Below are 254 nucleotides of genomic sequence, written 5' to 3'. Positions count from 1 at the left end.
GACGCTGATATCGACGATCTGCTGCCCTTCAACTTCGCCAAAGCCGCCGCAGCCTGACCCGACGCGTCCGTCTGAAAGCGATCAGTTGTTGCAAGGGCCGTCAACGTGCGGGGAAATGAGCGCTTACCTCCTGCCAGCGCCACACGCAGGTCTTCGACTTGGCTGTCATCGTCATGATCGCGGCGGTCCCCAGGCCATCACCGCTCAACAGAATGATCCGCGCCCGCCAGACATGCTTCTGAGGCGAACTCCGT

At 61.4% G+C, this 254-nt stretch carries 1 pseudogene; it reads right to left on the bottom strand.

What is annotated here, in order from left to right:
- Positions 1-127: 127 nt before the first annotated feature.
- A pseudogene (locus tag D3227_RS40975) lies at positions 128-254 on the bottom strand (IS630 family transposase); the annotation flags it as partial.

It is taken from the genome of Mesorhizobium waimense (genome assembly GCF_003601975.1).
Taxonomy (GTDB): domain Bacteria; phylum Pseudomonadota; class Alphaproteobacteria; order Rhizobiales; family Rhizobiaceae; genus Mesorhizobium; species Mesorhizobium waimense.
Note: the sequence above shows the minus strand (reverse complement) of the source record. Positions and strands in the feature narration are given on the sequence as shown.